This window comes from Sulfitobacter aestuarii (assembly GCF_042685005.1).
GTDB classification, from domain to species: Bacteria; Pseudomonadota; Alphaproteobacteria; order Rhodobacterales; family Rhodobacteraceae; genus Sulfitobacter; species Sulfitobacter aestuarii.
On the sequence record NZ_JBHUMP010000013.1, the window covers coordinates 90,201 to 109,104 of the forward strand.

Sequence of the window (18,904 nt, forward strand, 5' to 3'; positions counted from 1 at the left end):
TCACTAAACAAGGTATCTCCGATGATCGGCGTCTTCGCAGCACTTGCTGCGTTCGCGATTGATCAGATCACCAAAGCCATTGTTGTTGCGAATGCCGCCACTTTAAGCGCCGGGATTTCCGTGTTTCCGGGATTCAACCTCGTCTTTTATCGTAATGACGGCGTGACTTTCGGGATGCTGGGCGGCGCTCCGTGGTGGAGCCTCATCGCTCTCGCTCTTGCCATCTGTGTTTGGCTAGGGGTTATGCTGTTTCGCGCCGAAAATGCGGTCGAAACACTTGCCTATGGCGCGATCATTGGCGGAGCCCTGGGCAATGTCATCGATCGTGTGCGGTATCGGGCTGTAACAGACTTTCTCGATTTCTACATTGGCACAACACATTGGCCTGCCTTCAACTTGGCCGATGTATTTGTCGTCAGTGGCGTGGGGCTCTTGCTCGCCGCGGCATGGATCAGCGCGCGGCGTTCGATCAAGTCGTGAAGCCGGAAATTCTGAACCGCATCGCTCTGCGCCACCGTTTTCTTTCGCGGATGACGCTTGGTTTCGTCGCCGGGGCGCTGACCGTTCTGACTTTCCCGCCTTTCTCGCTTCTCTTGCTTGTTCCCATTGCCTATTCCGCGTTGTTTGTCGGTCTTCGCGATCTCTCCTTCGGGCGCGCTTTCCTCGTCGGCTGGGCGTTTGGTCTTGGCCAGTTCGGTTTCGGGATTTCGTGGATCGCGGAAAGTTTCTACGTCGAGGCCGAGCGGTTTGGGACGATGGCGATCCCGGCGGTCGCGGGATTGTCCGCAGGTCTCGCGATTTTCCCAGCCATTGCCGCCGCGCTTTTTGCCGAAATCGCGCGGCGCGGAGCCATGGGCAGTCTCTTGGCCTGCCTCCTGTTCGCGACCTCCTGGACCGCTGCCGAGTGGTTGCGAGGTCACGTTTTGACAGGACTTCCGTGGAACCTCGCCAGCTACGCTCTGGTCGATTACGCCGCTTTTCGCCAGCCCACCGCCTGGGTCGGAAGCTATGGGTTAAGCTTTCTCACCGTGTTCGTTGCGGTACTCCCCGGCGCGGCTGCCATGGCGTCCGGGCGGCAACGATTGACCATTTCGCTCATGGCGCTGGCCGGCATAGCGACGATGTGGGCTGTCGGCACGCTTCGCCTCCAGTCGGATGCACAACAGCCACCCGGTGTCGATTTGCGCATCGTCCAGGGCAACATTCCACAAGAGGAGAAATGGGCGCCCGAGAACCGCGAGGCGACCTTCGCGCGCTATCTTGAGCTTTCAACCCGGCGCGGCGATTTCGACGTTCTTCTCTGGCCGGAAACCGCCTTTCCGGGTTTCCTCGATGAGGATACGGAGGCGCAGGCCCGCATTGCCGCTGCGCTACCGGAAGGCAGCGTGCTGCTCACCGGGGTGCCGGACCGTGTACGGAGTGAGGATGGGATCCAATATTTCAACACGGTTCAGGCATTTGACGAGACCGGCGAGATCCTGACCGGATACGCGAAACACCATCTCGTACCCTTCGGCGAATATGTGCCATTCCGCAGCTGGTTGCCCATCGAGCGGCTCACGGCGGGTCTGGGCGATTTTACGCCCGGACCGGGCCCGAGAACGCTTGCGCTTCCGGGTGTGCCGCTGGTCGCCGTGGCGATCTGCTATGAGATCATCTTCCCAGGCCATGTGGTCGACGACCTGTTCCGGCCGGACTGGATTTTCAATGCGACCAATGATGCTTGGTTCGGAACCAGCATTGGACCGGAGCAGCACCTCGCCTCAGCACGCATGCGCGCTGTCGAGGAAGGGCTTCCCATCGTCCGGGCCGCAAACACAGGGATCTCCGCGATCATCGACGCAAACGGTGACCTCGTCGCGCGGCTCGGCAATGGAGAAACCGGTGTCATAGATGCGGCTCTGCCCTCTGCTCATCCGCCAACGCTCTATGCGCGCTTCGGCGACTGGGCGCTGCTGGCTCTCATCTTCACTACTTGGACCGTGGGACTGGCTGCAGGTCTGATTGGCACACACCGGTGCAACAAGAGAACAAGAACGGAGAAAAAGTCATGCTGTTAATCGCGGGCATTGTCGCGGGTGCGATCTGGGGTGGATATCTGGCGCGACGCCGAAAAGGAAACCGGCTGGATATCCTCCAGTATGCGGCGAGTTCGGCGATCGCCTTCGGTCTTCTCACCTATTTCATATCGGTGGTCCTCTTGCGCATCTTTTTTTAAGAAGGGTTTCGAAACAGCACCGACATGAGACGGCTTTTCAACATATTGCTGTACGGGTTTCTGGCAATCTGCATCACGGTATCGGTTGGTTCCGGGTTGGTCTATTTTCTGCTGAGCGCATCCGTTCCCGACTACGACGAGGACTTCGCGGTCGCAGGCTTAGGCGGACCGGTCGACATTCTGCGAGATTCTTCGGCAGTCCCGCACATCTCCGCAACTTCCGCTGCAGATGTCTACTTCGCGATCGGCTTCGTTCACGCCCAAGACAGGCTCGGTCAACTGTTAAGGGCAAGGCGAAAAGCGGAAGCTTCGTGGCCATCCGATGAGACATTGTCCGTTGCGCCAGCGGTCTCAGACGCGCTCGCGTCCTATGCCGCGGGCGTCAATGCGTGGCTCGAGCTTGTGTCGGAAGGCGGGCGTGGCAGAGGCTCTCCGGAGCTGCTGATCGCAGACGAACGGTCGATCGCGGCCTGGACACCCGGCGATAGCCTGAGGATTGCCCGGTCTTTCCTGAATGGCCTGCGACCGGGAAGCGCACGGGAAGGAATGCCGAGTATATCAGGTGCCATTATACCGACGGATCGCCCGAGAGTGCCCGAACTACTTGCGACTGATCCGCAGCAGCGACTCAATGCGTGGGCGATGGACGGTGACCGAACCGCTACCGGGACGCCAATTCTCGCCGCCGAAATCAGCGGTTCCCTGTCGCTTCCCTCGAAATGGTATCTCGCCGATCTTCAATTTTCGACGGGGCCGGCCATAGGGGCCACAATGCCGGGCGTACCTTTCGCTATTGTTGGCCGCAACGCGCGCGTCGCCTGGGCCTTCCGGTCACTTCCCGTGCCAGACGAGGAGGCGCCAGGGGGGCCATCATCCATGCAGACGGCAGGTTTCCTGACGATGCTGGAGCTGTTTGCGCGTTCAGCCGACGCGAACGATGCCACTAGAGTTGCCGCAGACATGTTGCCGAAGGGCATGGAGGCATTGGTAATTGATCGAGAGACCGTTGACCGTTGGCCAAAAGAGGAAGCCGTACGGGCGTCGTCATTTCGCGACATTCGACTGGCGGAGCTTGAAACGCGGCAATCGATCTTCTCGACAGAAGGCGTCATGGGTGTTCAAAGGGACACCGTAAGTTCCGTGGCGCGAACCCTCCTGCCCCTGATGGCGAAAGAGCTTTGGTTCGTGCAGTCCAGAGACAGCATCGAAGGCACCGATACAGACGACCTTCGTCGTGAGCTACTGGACAGGCTTGCGTCGTGGAATGGCGAAATGGATCGATATTCGCCGGAACCTCTGCTGTTTTGGACCTGGGTCTGGGCTCTGCAGCAGCGCATTTTGAAAGACGAGTTTCCGATAGCGAAGCAACTCTGGACCCGTCCGAACCCGGACTTTCTTTATGCGGTACTCAGCGATCGTCGCGGCAGCGCGATCTGGTGCGACATCCGTCCATCGTCACCTCGAGAGACATGTGAGAAGCAGGTTCGAGTGGCCTTGGATGATGCCCTTGGCTGGCTGGTCGATCGATATGGGCGCGATCTTTCGACCTGGACCTGGGGGGAGGAGCATACATTGGACATGCAGTGGTCGCCGATCAGTTCACGTGGGTTGCTGACCGACCTGCTGTCCCTTCAAGCGCCGATCTCAGGCGATCCCTTTACGCAATTCTTGACGTCATTTGGTGTTGAAGAAGACCGTCCATTCCTTGTGAGTGCCGGAAGCAATTTTCAGACGGTCATGTCGATATCGGAAGCAGCGGGATCATACTACATCTCGCCCGCCGGACAGTCGGGACATCCGCTATCTCGATTCTACGACAATCTCTTTCCCTCGTGGATACAAGGCGAATACCTCACCATGTCGACCGATCTGTCACTGGCCCGTGGCGGCGCTTCCGGGATATCGCGGCTCACACCGGCTACCTCCGACAACCCTCGGATGAGCGAGGGCCAGAGCGAATGATCACGAACTTCTTCTTCCTTTACGACCCTTTCGGCTATGTGCTGTCACCGGTGTCGCTCATTGTTGTCGGTCTTACAGCATGGCTGTTTTTGCGTGGGCTCAAAATACACGCTCGCTGTCTCGGAAGGGTTTCTGGTTGGCGTCGAACCGCCTTCTTTGTCGGCCTCGCGGCCGTCCTCGTCGCGACGAATGGGCCGCTCGCGCCATTGGGGCACAGTCTATTTTCCGTACATCAGGTCGAGCATCTTCTTCTGCGACTGGTAGGACCGCTTCTTATCGCGGTTTCTCAGCCCTGGCTTGGCCTTCAAGCCGGGTTGAAAAGGGAATGGCGCCGACGCCTTGCCGCGATTGGGCGTGCGCGCATCCCGCGATTCTTGGCGCTTCCTGCATCTGCCACCTCCTTGTTGATTGGTGCGCTTTTCGTCTGGCAAATCCCGATGATTTACGCCCTTACACAACGTATTGCAGCGATGGAAGCGCTGGCACATCTGTCTATGGTGCTGGCTGGGCTTTGGTACTTTGCTTTGCTGTTCGATCTGCGCGATCCACCTGAAGGAGCGCGGCGCGGTGCTCGGCTGATGTCAGGGTTCGTGGTGATCGTTTCCAACATCTTTCTAGGCTCCCTGACAACGCTCAAGGATGTGCCCCTCTATGGATCAGAAATCATCGCAGCGAGCGATGGTCGACTTCGCGCCCTGGCTGACGAGACAATCGGTGGCTACGTAATCTGGGTCCCGTCATCGATGGTTCTCATCGTGGCAATCATTCTGGTGCTGAACGGCTGGAACGCGGCGGAGGAACGGCGCTGGACGTCCCGCTACGACCTGATGCGCCAATCGAATGCGGCGGCGCTCGAGTTTCCGGAAACCGCGGAGGAACTGCGTCTGAAAGTAGAGAAGCCGAACCGGGACATGGGCCGTACGCTCGCACTTGGCGCATTCTCCATGTTCATGGTTGGCATGATTACCGTCGTGACCATCGTCTATGGCCTCGGATAGATTGAATTCGACATGAGACCAGACGTATTCTTCTCCGCTAGGGCCCGCCTGTTGCGCCACTGCCATGGCTGGACACATATTGTAGTGTCCTTACGCGTACCGGGTGCTTGCGCTGCCCCACGGCGGCGAGCGTCACTTTGGCCGTGATCGCCATCGAAGCGATCAACGTGGCCCTGTACCGACGATTTGCCTGATCTGACGGAAGATCATCTCCTCCCATCAGGCGTAGATGTCGATCGGTGTTCCGTCTTTCACCATTGCATAGATGTCCTCGATCTGCCGATCTGTGACCGCGATGCAGCCAGCTGTCCAGTCGCGGACGTCCGTTGGGTCGATGCCGGGGCGTGGACCACCATGGATGAAGATGTCGCCGCCGGGGGAAAGGCCCTGCGCTTCAGCAAAGGCGATGTCGGCCTCATTCGGATAGGAGATGCCAACCGAAAGATGATACGTACTGTCGGGGTTGCGCTTATCGACTACGTAAGCGCCCTCAGGGGTCCGGCCGTCTCCCTCGAATTGCTTGTGACCCTCAGGAGCGAAACCCAGCCCGACCGGATAGGTTTGCAATACGCGATCGGCTCCGTCCAGAACAAGCAAACGCTGCCCCTTGTAAAGCCGAACACGGGTCACCTCGGGTCCGCCATAGCTGCGGAACTTGCTGGCACAGCCAGACAAAAACGCTGCCAACCCGCCCAGCAGGACGGCGCGGCGGGGAAATCGGATGGTTTTCACTGCTCGATGCCTCTTTCGTGAGGGCTGATATGGACACTACATTACCTTGCAAATGCTGCGTGATCAATGTCCGTGGGCAAGCGCGGCCTTTGCCATCGCTGGACCAACCTGCTCACCGCTGAATGCCTTGCGGGCCTACCGCAGCGCCTTGAGGGCGACCGGCAGGGAGCCACGGCAGGCCTTAATCGAACAACTCGTGAAGCCAGGATTTGCGGCGATAGCCGTGCTTGCCGTCGCCGCCGCCGTGTTTTCCGCGCCGGTAGCCGCGATCATCGTTGTAGCCGCGCGGCTCAGGCACCCGCTGAGGCGCCACATCAGGTGCCGAACGCTCGATGATCTTGTCCAGTTCGCCTCGGTCGAGCCAGACACCCCGGCAATCGGGACAAAAGTCGATCTCGATCCCCTGGCGTTCTGTCATACTCAAGGGCACCTCGCAAACCGGACACATCATCCTGCCCTTCACGCTCATGTCCCGTCTCGGCTCCTTTCCGCGTTCTCCCAGTTCAATGACCATGTGCCAGCGCCCCTTTGGCCAAGCCTTCGCCAACCTGTTCACCGCCGGACGGCGGCGCCTTGGCCTCTTGGCTGTTAAGCAGGCGCAGGGCGTTGGCCACCACCAGCAATGACACTCCTACGTCGGCTGCAATAGCGCCCCACATCGATGCCAGTCCGAACGCGGTAGCGACAACGAAAACGCCCTTGGTCGCCAAGGAAATGCCGATGTTCTGATGGATAATCGACATTGTCCGGCGCGAATGACCGATCAGCCAAGGCACCTTCCCGAGGTCGTCTGTCATCAGGGCAATATCCGCCGTCTCGATTGCCGCGTCCGAACCAACGGCACCCATTGCGATGGCGTAATGCGCGCGCGCCATGGCCGGGGCGTCGTTGACCCCGTCGCCGATCATGGCCACCATGTCATGCGTTTCGACCAGTTCTTCGATAGCTGTCACCTTGTCTTCGGGCAGAAGCTCGGCACGGACCTCGTCGATGCCGACCTCGGCTGCAACAGCGCGCGCTGTCCGCTCGTTGTCGCCCGTCAGCATGACGATGGTCTTCACGCCCTGCGCGTGGAGCTGTGCCACGATGCCCTTGGCATCGGGGCGGATACGGTCGCGCAATTCCAGGATGCCGGTGACGCCGGTGTCGTCGCCCACGGCAACAAGGGTGCTGCCAGCCCCTTCGATGCGGTCGCGCAAATCCTTCGGAATGGCGTCGCCGAAACCCTTCTCCTCGGCAAACCGGTCCGACCCCAGCCAGATCGACCGGCCGTCTGTGCGTCCTTCAAGTCCCCTGCCCGGAACGGTTCGGGTATCTTCCGCGGCGAATACCTTGATGCCGTCGGCTTCTGCCCGCGCGAGAATGGCGCGCGCCAAGGGATGCGAGGAACGTGCCTCCAGCCCAGCGGCGAGGGCCATCAGATCTTGCGCCGATGCTTTGCCCAGCGGATGCACCGCCGCCACCTCGGGCTCGCCCATGGTGATCGTGCCGGTCTTGTCCATGGCCAGTGCAGTGGTCTTACCCGGTGCCTCGATATATGCACCGCCCTTGATCAGCACTCCGGCCCGCGCTGAGGCGGTGAGTGCGGCGACGATGGAGACCGGTGTCGAGATGACCAGAGCACACGGGCAGGCGATCACCAGCAGCACGAGTGCATTGTAGAACCAATAATCCCAGGCCCCACCGAAAATGAGCGGCGGCAGCAGGGCAATTGCAATGGCGAGAGCCATGACGATAGGCGTATAGATGCGGGCGAATTTCGCCACCCACTGCTCCACCGGCGCGCGGCGGGCATGGGCGTCGCCGACCATGCGGATAATCTTGGCCAACACGGTGTCCGAGGCGGCCTTCGTGGCGCGCACCGTAAGTGTGCCTTCGCCGTTGATCGTACCGGCATAGACTTCGTCGCCCCGTTCCTTTGGGACCAGCGCACTCTCTCCGGTGATTGGCGCCTGATCGACGGCCCCTGCCCCATCGACAACCTCACCATCCAATGGGATGCGGTCTCCGCCGCGCACGACGAAACGTGCGTTGATAGCAACCGCGGAAGCCGGTACGTCCGCTTCCGAACCGTCATCATAAAGAATTCTTGCCGTCGGCGGCGCCAGGTCCAGCAGAGCTGAAACCGCATTCCTCGCACGCCCGACGCTCCAGCTTTCGAGGAAAAGCGAGAGCGAGAAGAAGAACGCGACCGTCGCCGCCTCGAAAAATTCGCCGAGGCCAATTGCACCCGCGACTGCGACGACCATGAGCAGGTTCATGTCGGGCGACAGCCGCCGTGCGGACGACCATGCCTTGGGCGCCACGAGCCAAACACCGAACAGGATCGCAACCGCGAATAACCCTGCCTCGACCAGTGGCATCGGCGCTTCGCCGTGCCCTGCGAAGAGGCCGAGTGCCCCCCCCATGCCGGTCTCGATGATGTGCCACAGAAATCCCGCGGCCCAGAAGCCGCCACTGAGCGACGTAAACAGCCGCTGGCGTGCAAGATGGGCCGCCTGGTCGACCGACGCGTTTTCGGCATCCCAAGGCTTGGCGGTCATGCCGGTGCTTGCGACCAGTTCTGCAATTTCGCCGTCCGATACACTCTTGGCGCTGTCGAGAATAGTCATCCGTCCATTGATCACGTCGAACGCAAGATGTTCGGCCCCGCCGATCTTCGGGCCGACCACCTTGTTCAGGATTGCTACCTCCTCGGCGCAATCGAGGCCGGACACCTGAAAACTGCGCCCGCCCGCTGGCGCGGGGGTCGCCGGAACGGTGTCGCCGCACGTTCTGGCGCTCCCGCAGCAGCTGCCGCCGCTTGTCTGGGCATCTTCGGCGTGATCGTGGTCGTGACGATGGGTGTCGGACGGCATGAATGGACCTCTGGATTCGGGTGCTTTACCATGAAATAGCCCCTACAGTAGCTAGAGCTTCAAGAGCAAAATACGGTGGTATTTCAGTTTGATTTATTGCTAGAGGATGCGGTGACCGGCTCCATCACGCCTTGAGGCATGAACAGCCGCTGCAAAGAAAAACAGACATGAAAGGAAGCTTGATGCGGGTTTTGATTCTGAAGCAAAAAATGATGGTCGCAGTGGCGCTGTCGCTCACGGCCGGGTGCGCAGTCCAGCCGACTGGACCGGGCGACGCGGCAAAACGGGGGGGCAACGTTCCCGAAGCCGTGATTGCAATGGCTGCTCCGGATCAGGATGTTGCAACTGCGCGCTTGGTACCGGAAGACGGGTGCTACTGGTACGAACACAGCGGCCCCGTAGAAACAACCTTGCTGCCGCTGCGCACGGCGAACGGCAATCGTATCTGCACCCCTCGCGAAACTTAATTACGTTTGCCGACCGCTGCTTGGCTTAGCTGCGGGCAGTCACGCTGTCCTCCGCCGAGTAAAGATAGGCCGTAGAGCCGGTCTCGACGTTCGGGTAAAGGTCATTGATATGGGCCATAACCATCCGTACGCAGCCCGAACTTGCGCGGCCACCGATACTCCGTGGGCTCGGAGTGCCATGGATGCGCAGAAGGGTATCGCGATCCCCGACGTAAAGATACAGCGCCCTTGATCCAAGCGCGTTTTCCGGTCCCGGTTCCATGCCATCGGCAATGTCAGCATAAAGTTCGGGGTCGCGATTGATCATGCTCTGTGTCGGTTGCCAGTGCGGCCACCTGACCTTGCGCTTGATTGTATAGACACCCGGCTCGTAGAGGTTCCCCCGCGCGATCGCCACGCCGTAGCGCATCGCGGTTCCACCCTCTTCAATGTGGTAGAGATATCGTGCGACCGCGTCGACATGGATATCTCCCGGCACGAGACCGGCCTTCGCGACCACACGTTGCGGTAGGAACCGCGGGTGCAATCCCCATGGGTTGGAAGTCTCGGCAACATAATCCTGAGGCGTCACCTGTGCGTCCCATTCAGCCTTCTGAGCCTCGGTGGGCCAAGTGTCGGCAAAAGCCATACCGGGACCGGTCACCGAAAAAAGCGCCGTTGTTGTCTGAATGAAGTGTCGTCTTGTCAGCATTTTGTACCCTTTCGGTTCCCGCCGGCGATTGATGGCAAGAACGGTATGTGTTCTCATTGAATAGATAGGACTTCTAGTGGCTAGAGGTTCAAGGGCAAATTTTCGTGAGCAAACATGCGATCCTGGCAGTTTCCAGTTTGCTTGGGAGGAGAAAACTGCTCGCACGATACCTGGTCCGAAGTTGCGCAGCGACACTTCGTGAAATCGCAGATTGTCTGGAAATTTAGGCACAGCGGCTTCGATATCGCGACCATGAGATCGGGAGCGTCACGGCACACGGAACTTACGCCACTCGCAAATACTACGATGCCATCTCCGGCTCTCATTCCGTTATTTCGCCCCGTAAGAACGCAAAGCTTGGATGGAGATCATAGCTGTAGCGGCGGCTCGTAATTAGGCCATACGGGCATCGCAGTCTCTGGGCTGTGCGCTCTGGCGACAATGGAGCGGTTATCCCCGCCGAAGCCGCGCCGAGACGAAGATGCAATGTGTGAAACTGCTTGGTCAGCCGCTCATCGCGTCGGACTTTGGCCGCCATGGTGCGAAGCTTCAGTTCCGCTTAGCAGTCGTCAACAGCTACACCGCCCTTGGCATCCCCGTCACAGAAGCTTTGGAATAAGTCCGTCCGGAGAATGGTTAACACCGCCTATCAGCCTATTTGTAGAACATTGCATCGAGGACCCCTCGATTGGTAAGTTAAAGTCTAAGGTCAACCCGCTTACTTCAACGGCAACCACCCGACTATGACCGCTGGGAAAACGCCGCGAACAGCGCAAGCGTCCGTTCGCTGACATGGTGCTCGATGCCTTCGGCATCGCGTTCAGCCGTCTCGGGGTCGAGCCCGAGGCTCAGGAGAAACCGCAAGACGATCTCGTGGCGGTGCCTGCATTCCTTGGCGAGCGCCCGGCCTTCCTCGGTCAGAAATACCGAGCGATACTTCGCACGGGTGATCAAGCCGTCCCGCGCCAGACGGCCAAGTGTTTTTGCGACCGTCGGCGCAGTCACGCCCATCCGTGTCGCGATATCGACCGGCCGGGCCTCGCCGTTCTCGTGGATGAGTTCGGCGATCAGTTCGACATAATCTTCCGCCACTTCGCTGCGCCGCGCTTCGCGCACACCGATGAAGGCCTCGGCGCGGGATTCGACCGCACGTGCCTCTGCCTCGGTTGGATCAAGGTTCTCATCATCCGTCATGCCGTCACCCTCGCACGATCGGGATTGACTCGTAAAGCCTAAGCGATGATTATTAGCCGAAGCTAACTTTTTGCGCCGGGACTTTGGCCTGCGTGTCATCTGAGGGGACAACGTCCATGCCTGTCGATACCAGCAAGCGAGGGCGCGATGTGTCGTCCGCCGTGGAGACATCTCGGCCCACAGCGCCACCTGCGATGGTCACGGAGCCAGTATCGGCGTCGCGACGCGCGTTGTTGGTCGGCGGTCTGGTGGCTGCCGGCGGAGCGGCCGTGGCCGCGAGCCGCGCGCAATCCCAGGCAACGCCCGACCCGATGGCGGGGCATGCTATGCCCGGCGGGGCGGTCGATCCGTATTCGGCCCATGACAGTGGCATGGCGCATGGCAACATGACGATGGTCGGCCAGGTCGACCACGCCCGGAACGGGTTCGACCCGACGGCCATGCTGACCGACTGGGAGATCGGTCGCACCGAAGTCCTGCCGGATGGGCGCACGTTGCGAACGTTCGAGGTGGACGCCATCGACGTGGAGATCGAGATCGCTCCCGGCGTTTTCTTTCCCGCCTGGACGTTCAACGGCCGCGTGCCAGGCCCCGCCCTGCGAGCGAAGGAGGGCGAACGACTGAGGATCGTCTTTCGCAACCTCGGGTCACACCCGCATTCCATGCATTTTCACGGCATTCACTCGGCGCGAATGGACGGCGTTCAAGGCGCCGGGCTGATCGATCCGGGCGAGGAGTTCGTCTATGAGTTCGATGCCAAGCCCTTCGGCTGTCATCTCTATCATTGCCACGCGCTGCCGCTGAAACGGCACATGCACAAGGGCATGTACGGCCTGTTCGTGGTCGATCCAGATCCGGCGCGCCACCCCGAATTTGCGGCCGTTGCGGCGTCGCGTGTGCTGGGCAGCCCGGAAAACGCCGAATGGCAGGAACTGGCGATGGTGATGAACGGCTTTGACACCAATTTCGATGGTGAGAACGAGGTCTATGCGGTAAACACGGTCGGCCAAGCTTACATGAACGCGCCGATCCGGATCGACAAGTCGCGCCCGGTACGTATCTACCTCATGAATGCGACCGAGTTCGATCCGATCAACTCGTTCCACCTGCATGGGAATTTCTTCGACTATTACGACACCGGCACCCAGCTCACGCCGACCCTGCGCACGGTCGATGTGATTATGCAGTGTCAGGCGCAGCGCGGCATCCTCGAGTTCAGCTTCGCCGATCACGAGGATGGGTTGTACATGTTCCATGCCCACCAGGCCGAGTTCACCGAACTTGGCTGGATGGGCTTTTTCGACGTGCGGGAGGCCGGAGCATGACCGATCAGACCCAACACAGCCGCCCGCCGAAGACCCGCCTGCTTCTGGTGCTAGCGCCACTGGCTGCCATGCTGGGCGCCTTTGTCTGGATTGCGTCGCTCGATCCCCTTCGCGGCTTCAATAACGGCGCGCCCCCGGTTGAGGCGCTGACCGTCGAACGGACGATCCTTGACGGGTCGGGGATTTCGCTCAGGGTGCGCGCCGGCGGATCGGAAGCAATGGTGGTCGCGCAAGTCGCAGTGGACGACGCCTACTGGACCTTCACGCAGGAGCCCGCGGGGCCGATTGCCCGGGGCGAAGCGGTCTGGTTGCGAATTCCCTATCCGTGGGTTCTCGGCGAGGCCCATCACGTCAACCTGCTGACCAACACGGGCGCGACCTTCGGGCATGAGATCGGGGTCGCCGTCTCGACGCCAAGTCCCACCTGGGGGCAACTTCGGCTCCAGGCGGTGATCGGGGCGATCGTCGGCCTTTTGCCGGTAGCGCTTGGCCTGATGTTCTATCCGGCCATGAAGGGCGTCGGGCGAAGGGGAATGAACTTTCTGCTGGCGCTGACGGTCGGGTTGCTGGCCTTCCTGCTGATCGACACCATATCCGAGGCACTGGAGCTATCGGCAGAAGCGGCCGCGATATTCCAAGGTTCTGCCATGGTCTGGCTGTCGGCGCTTGCAAGCTTTCTTCTATTGATGGCTATCGGGCGATGGCGCGGCAATCCGGAAGGCATCGCGCTTGCGTTCTACATCGCCCTTGGGATCGGGCTTCACAACTTCGGCGAAGGGCTGGCAATCGGCGGCGCATTCGCCGCCGGATCGGCGGGGCTTGGAACTTTCCTCGTCCTAGGCTTTGCCTTACACAATGTCACCGAGGGCATCGGCATCGCCGCCCCGATGCTTCGTGCCCGGCCGAACCTTTGGACGTTTGCCGCCCTGACCCTGCTCGCCGGTGGCCCGGCCATCCTCGGAATGTGGGCGGGCAGCCTTGCCTATGCGCCGCAATGGTCGGCACTGGCACTCGCCGTCGGAGCGGGTGCGATCCTGCAAGTCATGGTCGAGGTCAGCGCCTACCTTGTCCGTCAAAACGCCGACAGGCAGGCAGCGCTGATGTCACCAGTCGTACTGGTCGGGTTTCTGGGCGGCATCGCATTCATGTACGCGACGGCAGCATTGATCAAAATCTGAGCGGTGATCGGCTGTTTCGGCCTCATGGGGCGGTCGCCCAGCTCGATAAACTGACCCCGTCTGTCCACGGGGAGATCGCTATTTTCGTGCCTCAGTTTGTGCGCCCAAGAGACTTATTCTTTCGTGATTTCAAAATGAAGAATTTGAGGCTAGAGGGACTAGAGGATCCACCTGGATATCACAGATAGGTGAAAACACTGCAAACCCATCTGACCACTATTGCTGAGCCGCACGTCGAAATGTACTGTCTCATATTTTTGTTCTGTCACAATTCTGGGCCTCCGTTAAACCAGCAACAGATGCTACACACCAAAACGAGTGCTTCTTTAGATGTGTTTCATGGCATGGCCCGCCACATGCGGAAACACTCCGTTCCGGTCACCTCGCAGATTAGACCTTGTGCTTCCATCCAAGCAAGGTTGCGCTGGACGGTGCCGCGGCTGGCACCGGTCAGGGTCTCGGCTATTGGAGCGGAGACGACGGGCCATTCGGTCAGCACCGCGCGCAATGCTGGTGGTGTCTTGCCAGAAAGCGGGGCCATCATGGTTTCCGCCCGCGCTGACCATGCCTGGATGTCGTCGAGTTGCCGCATCGCGGTCAGGCATGCTATTTCCATATCGGCGTTGCGACGTCAATCGCCAGCGCACCTCTTCATCACTATCGGCAACGGAGTCGACGCCATCATTTTCCATCGATATCTGCCGCACAAGTCTGTGAACTCTATCTTTAGATTAAGGGCAAGAATATCGGAGCTAAAAGCAAAATCTCATATTTAGTAGGGGCAAAGGACAGCCGTTGATCTCGTTGAATTTCTCATCTCACAAGTAAGGGCTACGTGACACCAGATTTACGTGCGTCTCAGAGAAACCCAATACCGAGCTCAAAGCCTTTTCCACATGGCCAATACAAGATGAACAATTCATCTTTTGAATGCCGGACGTGAATGACTTTTCGCTTTCGATATTGAGACCTCTTGCTCCGGACAACTACAGAGATAGAGGGTCCAGCAGGTGGAAGGTCAAGGAATTTAAGGTCCGATTTCACAATCGTCGTCCGTTTCACTCGGGGACGAGGGCTGCAATCTTTTCAAGAAGGGTGCCGCGCTCGATCACACCGGGGATTATTTCATCACCCAATACGAACGTCGGCGTTCCAGTTATACGCAAAGCTTCTGCCAGACGCAGAGAGGCAGCAATGTGATCGTTCACTAGGTCTGATTGCATATCTGTTTTCAAAACTTCGAGATCGAGCCCCACATCGCCTGCAACTTCCATAACGCTTGCTTCAAAGGCTTGTCCGTTCAATGCCATCATTGCCTCGTGAAACTGCTGATATTTACCTTGGTTTCTCGCGGCAAGTGACGCGCGCGCTGCAATTTCGGAACCGGGCCCTAGGATCGGGAATTCACGATAAACAATGCGGACATCCTTGCTTGTCTCCAGCACGGCTTTGACTTCAGGTGCTGCGCGGCGGCAATATCCACAGTTATAGTCAAAAAATTCGACTAGCGTGACGCTACCATCCAGATTTCCGAAGATAGGAGCGTTCTGTTCGAAGTCGTCGCGCAATTCAGTTAAAGCTGTAGACTGCGCTTCAACAAGTGCTGCATTTTCACGTTCTTGTAGGATTGAAAGCGCTTCGATCAGAATTTCGGGTTTTTCCAAGATCGCTTCAAGCGCCAGACGCTTAATATCTGCCTCATTGAGTTCTTGCGCGGCCACAGTAGTGAAAGAAAATGCTGCGAAGACTGTTGCAAGTATAATTTTTGACAGGTCGCGTCGCGCTAGTGACATCTTAAATTCTTCCTAGAAAGTTGCGGGGTACAGGATCACACGCGTGTCCAGCGGAACCATATCATAAAACTGGACAATCTGATCGTTCACCAATCTGGCGCATCCGTTTGAAACGGCACGGCCAATAGTGCTTGGGTCATTAGTGCCATGCACACGCAAAAAGGTATCCCCGCGTCCCGGTTGAAAGAGGTAGAGGGCCCGCGCGCCTAGAGGGTTGCTCAGACCGCCAGGCATTCCATTCCGAAACGGTCCATATTTCTTCGGTTCACGACGCAACATGCCCGGGGTCGGTGTCCAGCTGGGCCATTCTTTCTTTGCCCCCACATAGAATTCACCTGCCTCATAAAGACCCGGACGACCGATCCCGACGGTGTAGCGAATTGCAGTATTATCGGGTTGGGTCCAGAACAGGGCAAACTGGCTTGGAACAACATGGATTTCGTATGGAGCGGAGCCCTCTGGAATGCTCACTACTTGGGGTAAATACTCCGGCGGTAAATCATACTTTGGCAGCACTACATGGGCTGAAACTGGCTGACTGGTCAAAGCGCCAGCAGCCCCGGCGGCAAGGAGGAATTTTCTTCGATTCATGAAGCTGTGGCTTTCGAAAGGTGAACGTTGAATGAACGCCAGTACACGAGAAAAGACTTTAACAAGTCATGCTAAGTGCGCGATCAAAATAATTTCACTTGTGTTCCTACCTCAGCCAAAGCGAACAGTTCTTTGATATGTTCGTTGTAAAGGCCGATGCATCCGTTCGACGATTGGCGGCCAATTTTCCGCGTGTCCCCCGTTCCGTGGACGCGGTAATATTGCCATGAAAGGTAGAGGGCGTGTGTGCCCAAGGGGTTGTCAGGACCGGGTGGAAAATAGTCTGGCCAATCCGGGTTGCGGATCTTCATCGAAGGAGTTGGGCGCCAGCTTGGTCCTTCCACTTTCTTGATAACGCTAGTGTATCCGCGTTTTGTCAGTTCTTCGGATTCCGGAACGCTCGACGGATACAGCTTATAAACACTTTCATCCTCTGACCAATATTGCACCGCTCGGGAATCAATGTCGCACAGGATTGCACCGTGGTTTAGATTTTCGAAGTGATCCCGCCAGTTTGAGGTGCTGAAGGATGAAATATTGCGGCGCACTGGTGGTGTACCAAGTGGTGCTGTGGTTTGCGCGGTTGCAACGCCTGCTCCTAGGAACACCCCACTTGCGGCCGCACCGAGCAGCGCTCCGCGACGTGAGAAAGATGAGTCTTTAATTAGCTTCATGATCAACCCTTCGGTCATGCCTCTTTCGTCTGTTTACAACCTTCACCCACTGGAGCTTCAAGCGATCAATTGTCACAAAAACGTGAGACGAACAGCGAACGAACGCTTTGGGCTGGAAAAGCCCTGTAGCATTCGAACGGAAAGTGGCTTAAACGATCATCTGGGGCGGCGCTAAAGCGTGGCAGGTCAAGCCTGTGTCAGCCTCGACAAATGACCTATACTAAGTCAGCTTTCCACATGCGACATCTCCCGTGCCCCGCCACCTCGCGGATCAAACCGCTTGCCTCCATCCAGGCGAGATTGCGCTGAACGGCGGCGCGGCTGGCTCCGGTCATGGCCTCAGCCATCGGGGCGGAGACCAAGGGCCATTCCGTGAAAACCTTTCACAAGGCAACCGGTGTGCGGCCAGATAATTGCGCTGCTCATCCCATCCAACCAGCGGGCCAAACGTTCGGGTGGCAAGCCCGAAACGCGCACCCCCCCGGCCCCAGCCATAGCGAGCGGCGCGAAGATGGCACCGCTTCCATCGCTGGTCGCGACCCTGGACGCGGTGACGGTAGCTTCGATCTGGTCGCCGTGGCGTCCGAGGCCCGCCAAGCTCCACAGGTTATACCCCATGCACGCCCGTGTGATCGGGTGGAGACCCTTTGCGGCTGCCATGAGGTCCAGCCACCCACCCGCGCGATCCTCGAAACGCTCAGCGCTGTCTCCAGTGTTCTCGGGATCGCGACGGTCCAGGAAGGCGGCCAAGTCAGCTTTCGGCCCAGGACCGCCTGTTAGGCGCCGAACAGCCCATGCAACTCTTGCCAGTGCATTTAGGTCATCCTGTGCACCTGACAGCCGCATCGATATCCAGAGCGCCAGACGATCAGAACTCACCCGATCCCCTGCGAACCAGCTGAGGTCCGCTGCCTCAATAAGAGCGAGGCGATGCCGCCAGCCTTCCGGGCCACGCAGCAGCCAGTCATCCAGAGCTCCCAAGCGTCCAGCCACTCTTGCCAGTCGCGCAGCGTGAACGCCTTCTGCTTTTGCCCAGACTTCGACGACAGCAGTGTCGGGCGGTTCCGCCCGTGGCCCTGGAGGCAAATCATCCGGTTCTTCTTCAAGTAACCTACGCAGAAACCAGAGATCGTCTTCGTGAGCCTCTTCATCCTCCTGGATGGTGATAAGGGGTTCGTCGTAATCATCGGTAAAAGTAGAGGCTTGCGTCTTCATGTGCACAAAAAGACTGATTTCTTGCACATTACCCAAGCGTTTTTTTTGGCAGCTGCCTGCGCCCTTTATATAGTACGCGCACTCGACTGCCGGCGGAACCTCTCAGTTCGCGCACAGCGCAAGGAAACCAAGGGATTGTGGCCCAGCCCGACGAGAGAACGCTTGATTGCATTCGTTTACAAATGGTCGTTTAGTAACGGTATATGAAATTGCAAACGGCCGATTTTCATGCCCCTGATAGGCTATGCGCGCGTATCCACAGAGGATCAGACCCCCCTGCCCCAGTCTGAGGCCCTGCAAACTGCGGGATGCGTCGAGATCTTCGAAGAGCACGCCTCAGGCGGCAATCGTGCCCGGCCGGTGCTTGCCCGCTTGCTGGAGCGCATTAGCAAGGGCGACACGCTGGTTGTCGTACGGATCGACCGGCTCGCACGGTCTCTGTCGCACCTTCTCGAGGTGATCGAACGGTTGGAGGCCAAGGGGGCGTTCTTTCGTTCCATTCAGGACCCGATCGACACCGGATCCCCGCAAGGCAAGTTCACGCTGCAGGTTCTGGGCGCCGCGGCCGAGTTCGAGCGGGCGCTGATCCGGGAACGTACCAAGGCGGGGCTGGCGAGCGCCCGTACCAAGGGCCGGGTCGGCGGGAACCCTGGACTGCGGGCCAAAGACCCTGCTGCTCTTCGCAAAGTACGGCTGGCGCGACAAGACGGCTACATGGAGCATCTGAACGAGACGGCACAAGATTGGGTTCCCCATGTGCGCCGGTTGCGACCCGACTTGGCCTGGGAAGACGTGGTGCGCATCATCAACGGCCCCTTGCCCGAGGCGCGTCGCTGGACCCAAAGCCGTCTCTTGCGCGCTGTGAAGGCCTATGTCGGCGACGGCTTCCTGCCGGCCGAGGTGCTAGCCCGCGCCGGGCGCCGCGAAACCGACGACCGTCTGCCCGCCATCGTCGCCGGCATCAAGGGCGCGGACCCCGACATCACGCTTCAGGCGATCTGCACCCGG

The 18,904-nt window shown here is 59.0% G+C and carries 17 protein-coding genes and 3 pseudogenes; 10 read left to right on the forward strand and 10 right to left on the reverse strand.

Annotated elements, in window-relative coordinates:
• Positions 1 to 21: 21 nt before the first annotated feature.
• Genes lspA through ACFSUD_RS14500 form a run of 5 tightly spaced genes read left to right on the forward strand, consistent with a single transcriptional unit; the run spans position 22 to position 5,178 of the window.
• Entirely contained in the window at positions 22 to 480 is a 459-nt protein-coding gene (gene lspA, locus ACFSUD_RS14480; protein WP_037941767.1) for a signal peptidase II, read from the forward strand.
• On the forward strand, positions 447 to 2,060 hold the full coding sequence (gene lnt, locus ACFSUD_RS14485) for an apolipoprotein N-acyltransferase (RefSeq protein WP_037941768.1): 1,614 nt from the start codon (positions 447 to 449) through the stop codon (positions 2,058 to 2,060). Before lspA ends, lnt begins: the two co-directional genes overlap by 34 nt.
• On the forward strand, positions 2,051 to 2,218 hold the full coding sequence (locus ACFSUD_RS14490; protein WP_037941770.1) for a hypothetical protein: 168 nt from the start codon (positions 2,051 to 2,053) through the stop codon (positions 2,216 to 2,218). Before lnt ends, ACFSUD_RS14490 begins: the two co-directional genes overlap by 10 nt.
• A 24-nt stretch (positions 2,219 to 2,242) precedes the next feature.
• Positions 2,243 to 4,180: a penicillin acylase family protein gene (locus ACFSUD_RS14495; RefSeq protein WP_386375232.1), complete on the forward strand. Its 1,938-nt coding sequence runs from the start codon at positions 2,243 to 2,245 to the stop codon at positions 4,178 to 4,180.
• On the forward strand, positions 4,177 to 5,178 hold the full coding sequence (locus ACFSUD_RS14500; protein WP_037941772.1) for a cytochrome c oxidase assembly protein: 1,002 nt from the start codon (positions 4,177 to 4,179) through the stop codon (positions 5,176 to 5,178). Before ACFSUD_RS14495 ends, ACFSUD_RS14500 begins: the two co-directional genes overlap by 4 nt.
• Positions 5,179 to 5,397: 219 nt before the next feature.
• Here ACFSUD_RS14500 and ACFSUD_RS14505 read toward each other — a convergent pair whose 3' ends face one another.
• The 3 genes from ACFSUD_RS14505 to ACFSUD_RS14515 all read right to left on the reverse strand — a co-directional run bounded on the left by ACFSUD_RS14505 (position 5,398) and on the right by ACFSUD_RS14515 (position 8,768).
• The gene (locus ACFSUD_RS14505) at positions 5,398 to 5,910 is read right to left on the reverse strand and encodes a L,D-transpeptidase family protein (protein ID WP_035367119.1); all 513 of its coding nucleotides are present in this window, start codon (positions 5,908 to 5,910) and stop codon (positions 5,398 to 5,400) included.
• A gap of 181 nt (positions 5,911 to 6,091) precedes the next feature.
• Positions 6,092 to 6,379 carry a TFIIB-type zinc ribbon-containing protein gene (locus ACFSUD_RS14510; RefSeq protein WP_037941812.1) on the reverse strand — a complete coding sequence of 96 codons (288 nt, stop codon included), beginning with the start codon at positions 6,377 to 6,379 and terminating at the stop codon, positions 6,092 to 6,094.
• Between the two features lie 34 nt (positions 6,380 to 6,413).
• Complete coding sequence (locus ACFSUD_RS14515; protein ID WP_037941813.1) at positions 6,414 to 8,768, reverse strand: heavy metal translocating P-type ATPase; 2,355 nt, start codon at positions 8,766 to 8,768, stop codon at positions 6,414 to 6,416.
• A 182-nt stretch (positions 8,769 to 8,950) separates the two neighbouring features.
• On the opposite strand from ACFSUD_RS14515, the gene ACFSUD_RS14520 reads away from it, so the two are divergent.
• Positions 8,951 to 9,235: a hypothetical protein gene (locus ACFSUD_RS14520; RefSeq protein WP_037941814.1), complete on the forward strand. Its 285-nt coding sequence runs from the start codon at positions 8,951 to 8,953 to the stop codon at positions 9,233 to 9,235.
• Positions 9,236 to 9,260: 25 nt separating this feature from the next.
• Here ACFSUD_RS14520 and ACFSUD_RS14525 read toward each other — a convergent pair whose 3' ends face one another.
• Entirely contained in the window at positions 9,261 to 9,926 is a 666-nt protein-coding gene (locus tag ACFSUD_RS14525) for a L,D-transpeptidase (RefSeq protein ID WP_037941815.1), read from the reverse strand.
• Positions 9,927 to 10,174: 248 nt separating this feature from the next.
• Here ACFSUD_RS14525 and ACFSUD_RS14530 point away from each other — a divergent pair.
• A pseudogene (locus ACFSUD_RS14530) lies at positions 10,175 to 10,545 on the forward strand (IS5/IS1182 family transposase); the annotation flags it as partial.
• Positions 10,546 to 10,667: 122 nt separating this feature from the next.
• On the opposite strand, the gene mntR reads toward ACFSUD_RS14530, so the two are convergent.
• Positions 10,668 to 11,120 (reverse strand): manganese-binding transcriptional regulator MntR, encoded by a 453-nt coding sequence (gene mntR, locus ACFSUD_RS14535; protein ID WP_037941817.1) that lies wholly within the window; start codon positions 11,118 to 11,120, stop codon positions 10,668 to 10,670.
• Between the two features lie 116 nt (positions 11,121 to 11,236).
• Between mntR and ACFSUD_RS14540 the strand changes: the two genes are divergently transcribed.
• The gene (locus ACFSUD_RS14540; protein WP_235183691.1) at positions 11,237 to 12,445 is read left to right on the forward strand and encodes a multicopper oxidase domain-containing protein; all 1,209 of its coding nucleotides are present in this window, start codon (positions 11,237 to 11,239) and stop codon (positions 12,443 to 12,445) included.
• Positions 12,442 to 13,623, forward strand: coding sequence for a ZIP family metal transporter (locus tag ACFSUD_RS14545; RefSeq protein ID WP_037941822.1), 1,182 nt, complete (start codon positions 12,442 to 12,444; stop codon positions 13,621 to 13,623). The genes ACFSUD_RS14540 and ACFSUD_RS14545 overlap by 4 nt, the downstream gene beginning before the upstream one ends.
• 337 nt (positions 13,624 to 13,960) lie before the next feature.
• Here ACFSUD_RS14545 and ACFSUD_RS14550 read toward each other — a convergent pair.
• The 5 genes and pseudogenes from ACFSUD_RS14550 to ACFSUD_RS14570 form a co-directional block, all read right to left on the reverse strand.
• A pseudogene (locus ACFSUD_RS14550) lies at positions 13,961 to 14,239 on the reverse strand (hypothetical protein); the annotation flags it as partial.
• A 442-nt stretch (positions 14,240 to 14,681) separates the two neighbouring features.
• Positions 14,682 to 15,416: a DsbA family protein gene (locus ACFSUD_RS14555; RefSeq protein WP_235183692.1), complete on the reverse strand. Its 735-nt coding sequence runs from the start codon at positions 15,414 to 15,416 to the stop codon at positions 14,682 to 14,684.
• Between the two features lie 12 nt (positions 15,417 to 15,428).
• Positions 15,429 to 16,007 (reverse strand): L,D-transpeptidase, encoded by a 579-nt coding sequence (locus ACFSUD_RS14560; protein WP_037941826.1) that lies wholly within the window; start codon positions 16,005 to 16,007, stop codon positions 15,429 to 15,431.
• A gap of 83 nt (positions 16,008 to 16,090) precedes the next feature.
• The gene (locus ACFSUD_RS14565; RefSeq protein WP_235602562.1) at positions 16,091 to 16,699 is read right to left on the reverse strand and encodes a L,D-transpeptidase; all 609 of its coding nucleotides are present in this window, start codon (positions 16,697 to 16,699) and stop codon (positions 16,091 to 16,093) included.
• Between the two features lie 197 nt (positions 16,700 to 16,896).
• Positions 16,897 to 17,896: pseudogene (locus tag ACFSUD_RS14570) on the reverse strand (hypothetical protein).
• Positions 17,897 to 18,124: 228 nt separating this feature from the next.
• Between ACFSUD_RS14570 and ACFSUD_RS14575 the strand changes: the two are divergent.
• Positions 18,125 to 18,904: recombinase family protein (locus ACFSUD_RS14575; protein ID WP_386375233.1), on the forward strand; the 780-nt coding region annotated here is incomplete at its 3' end.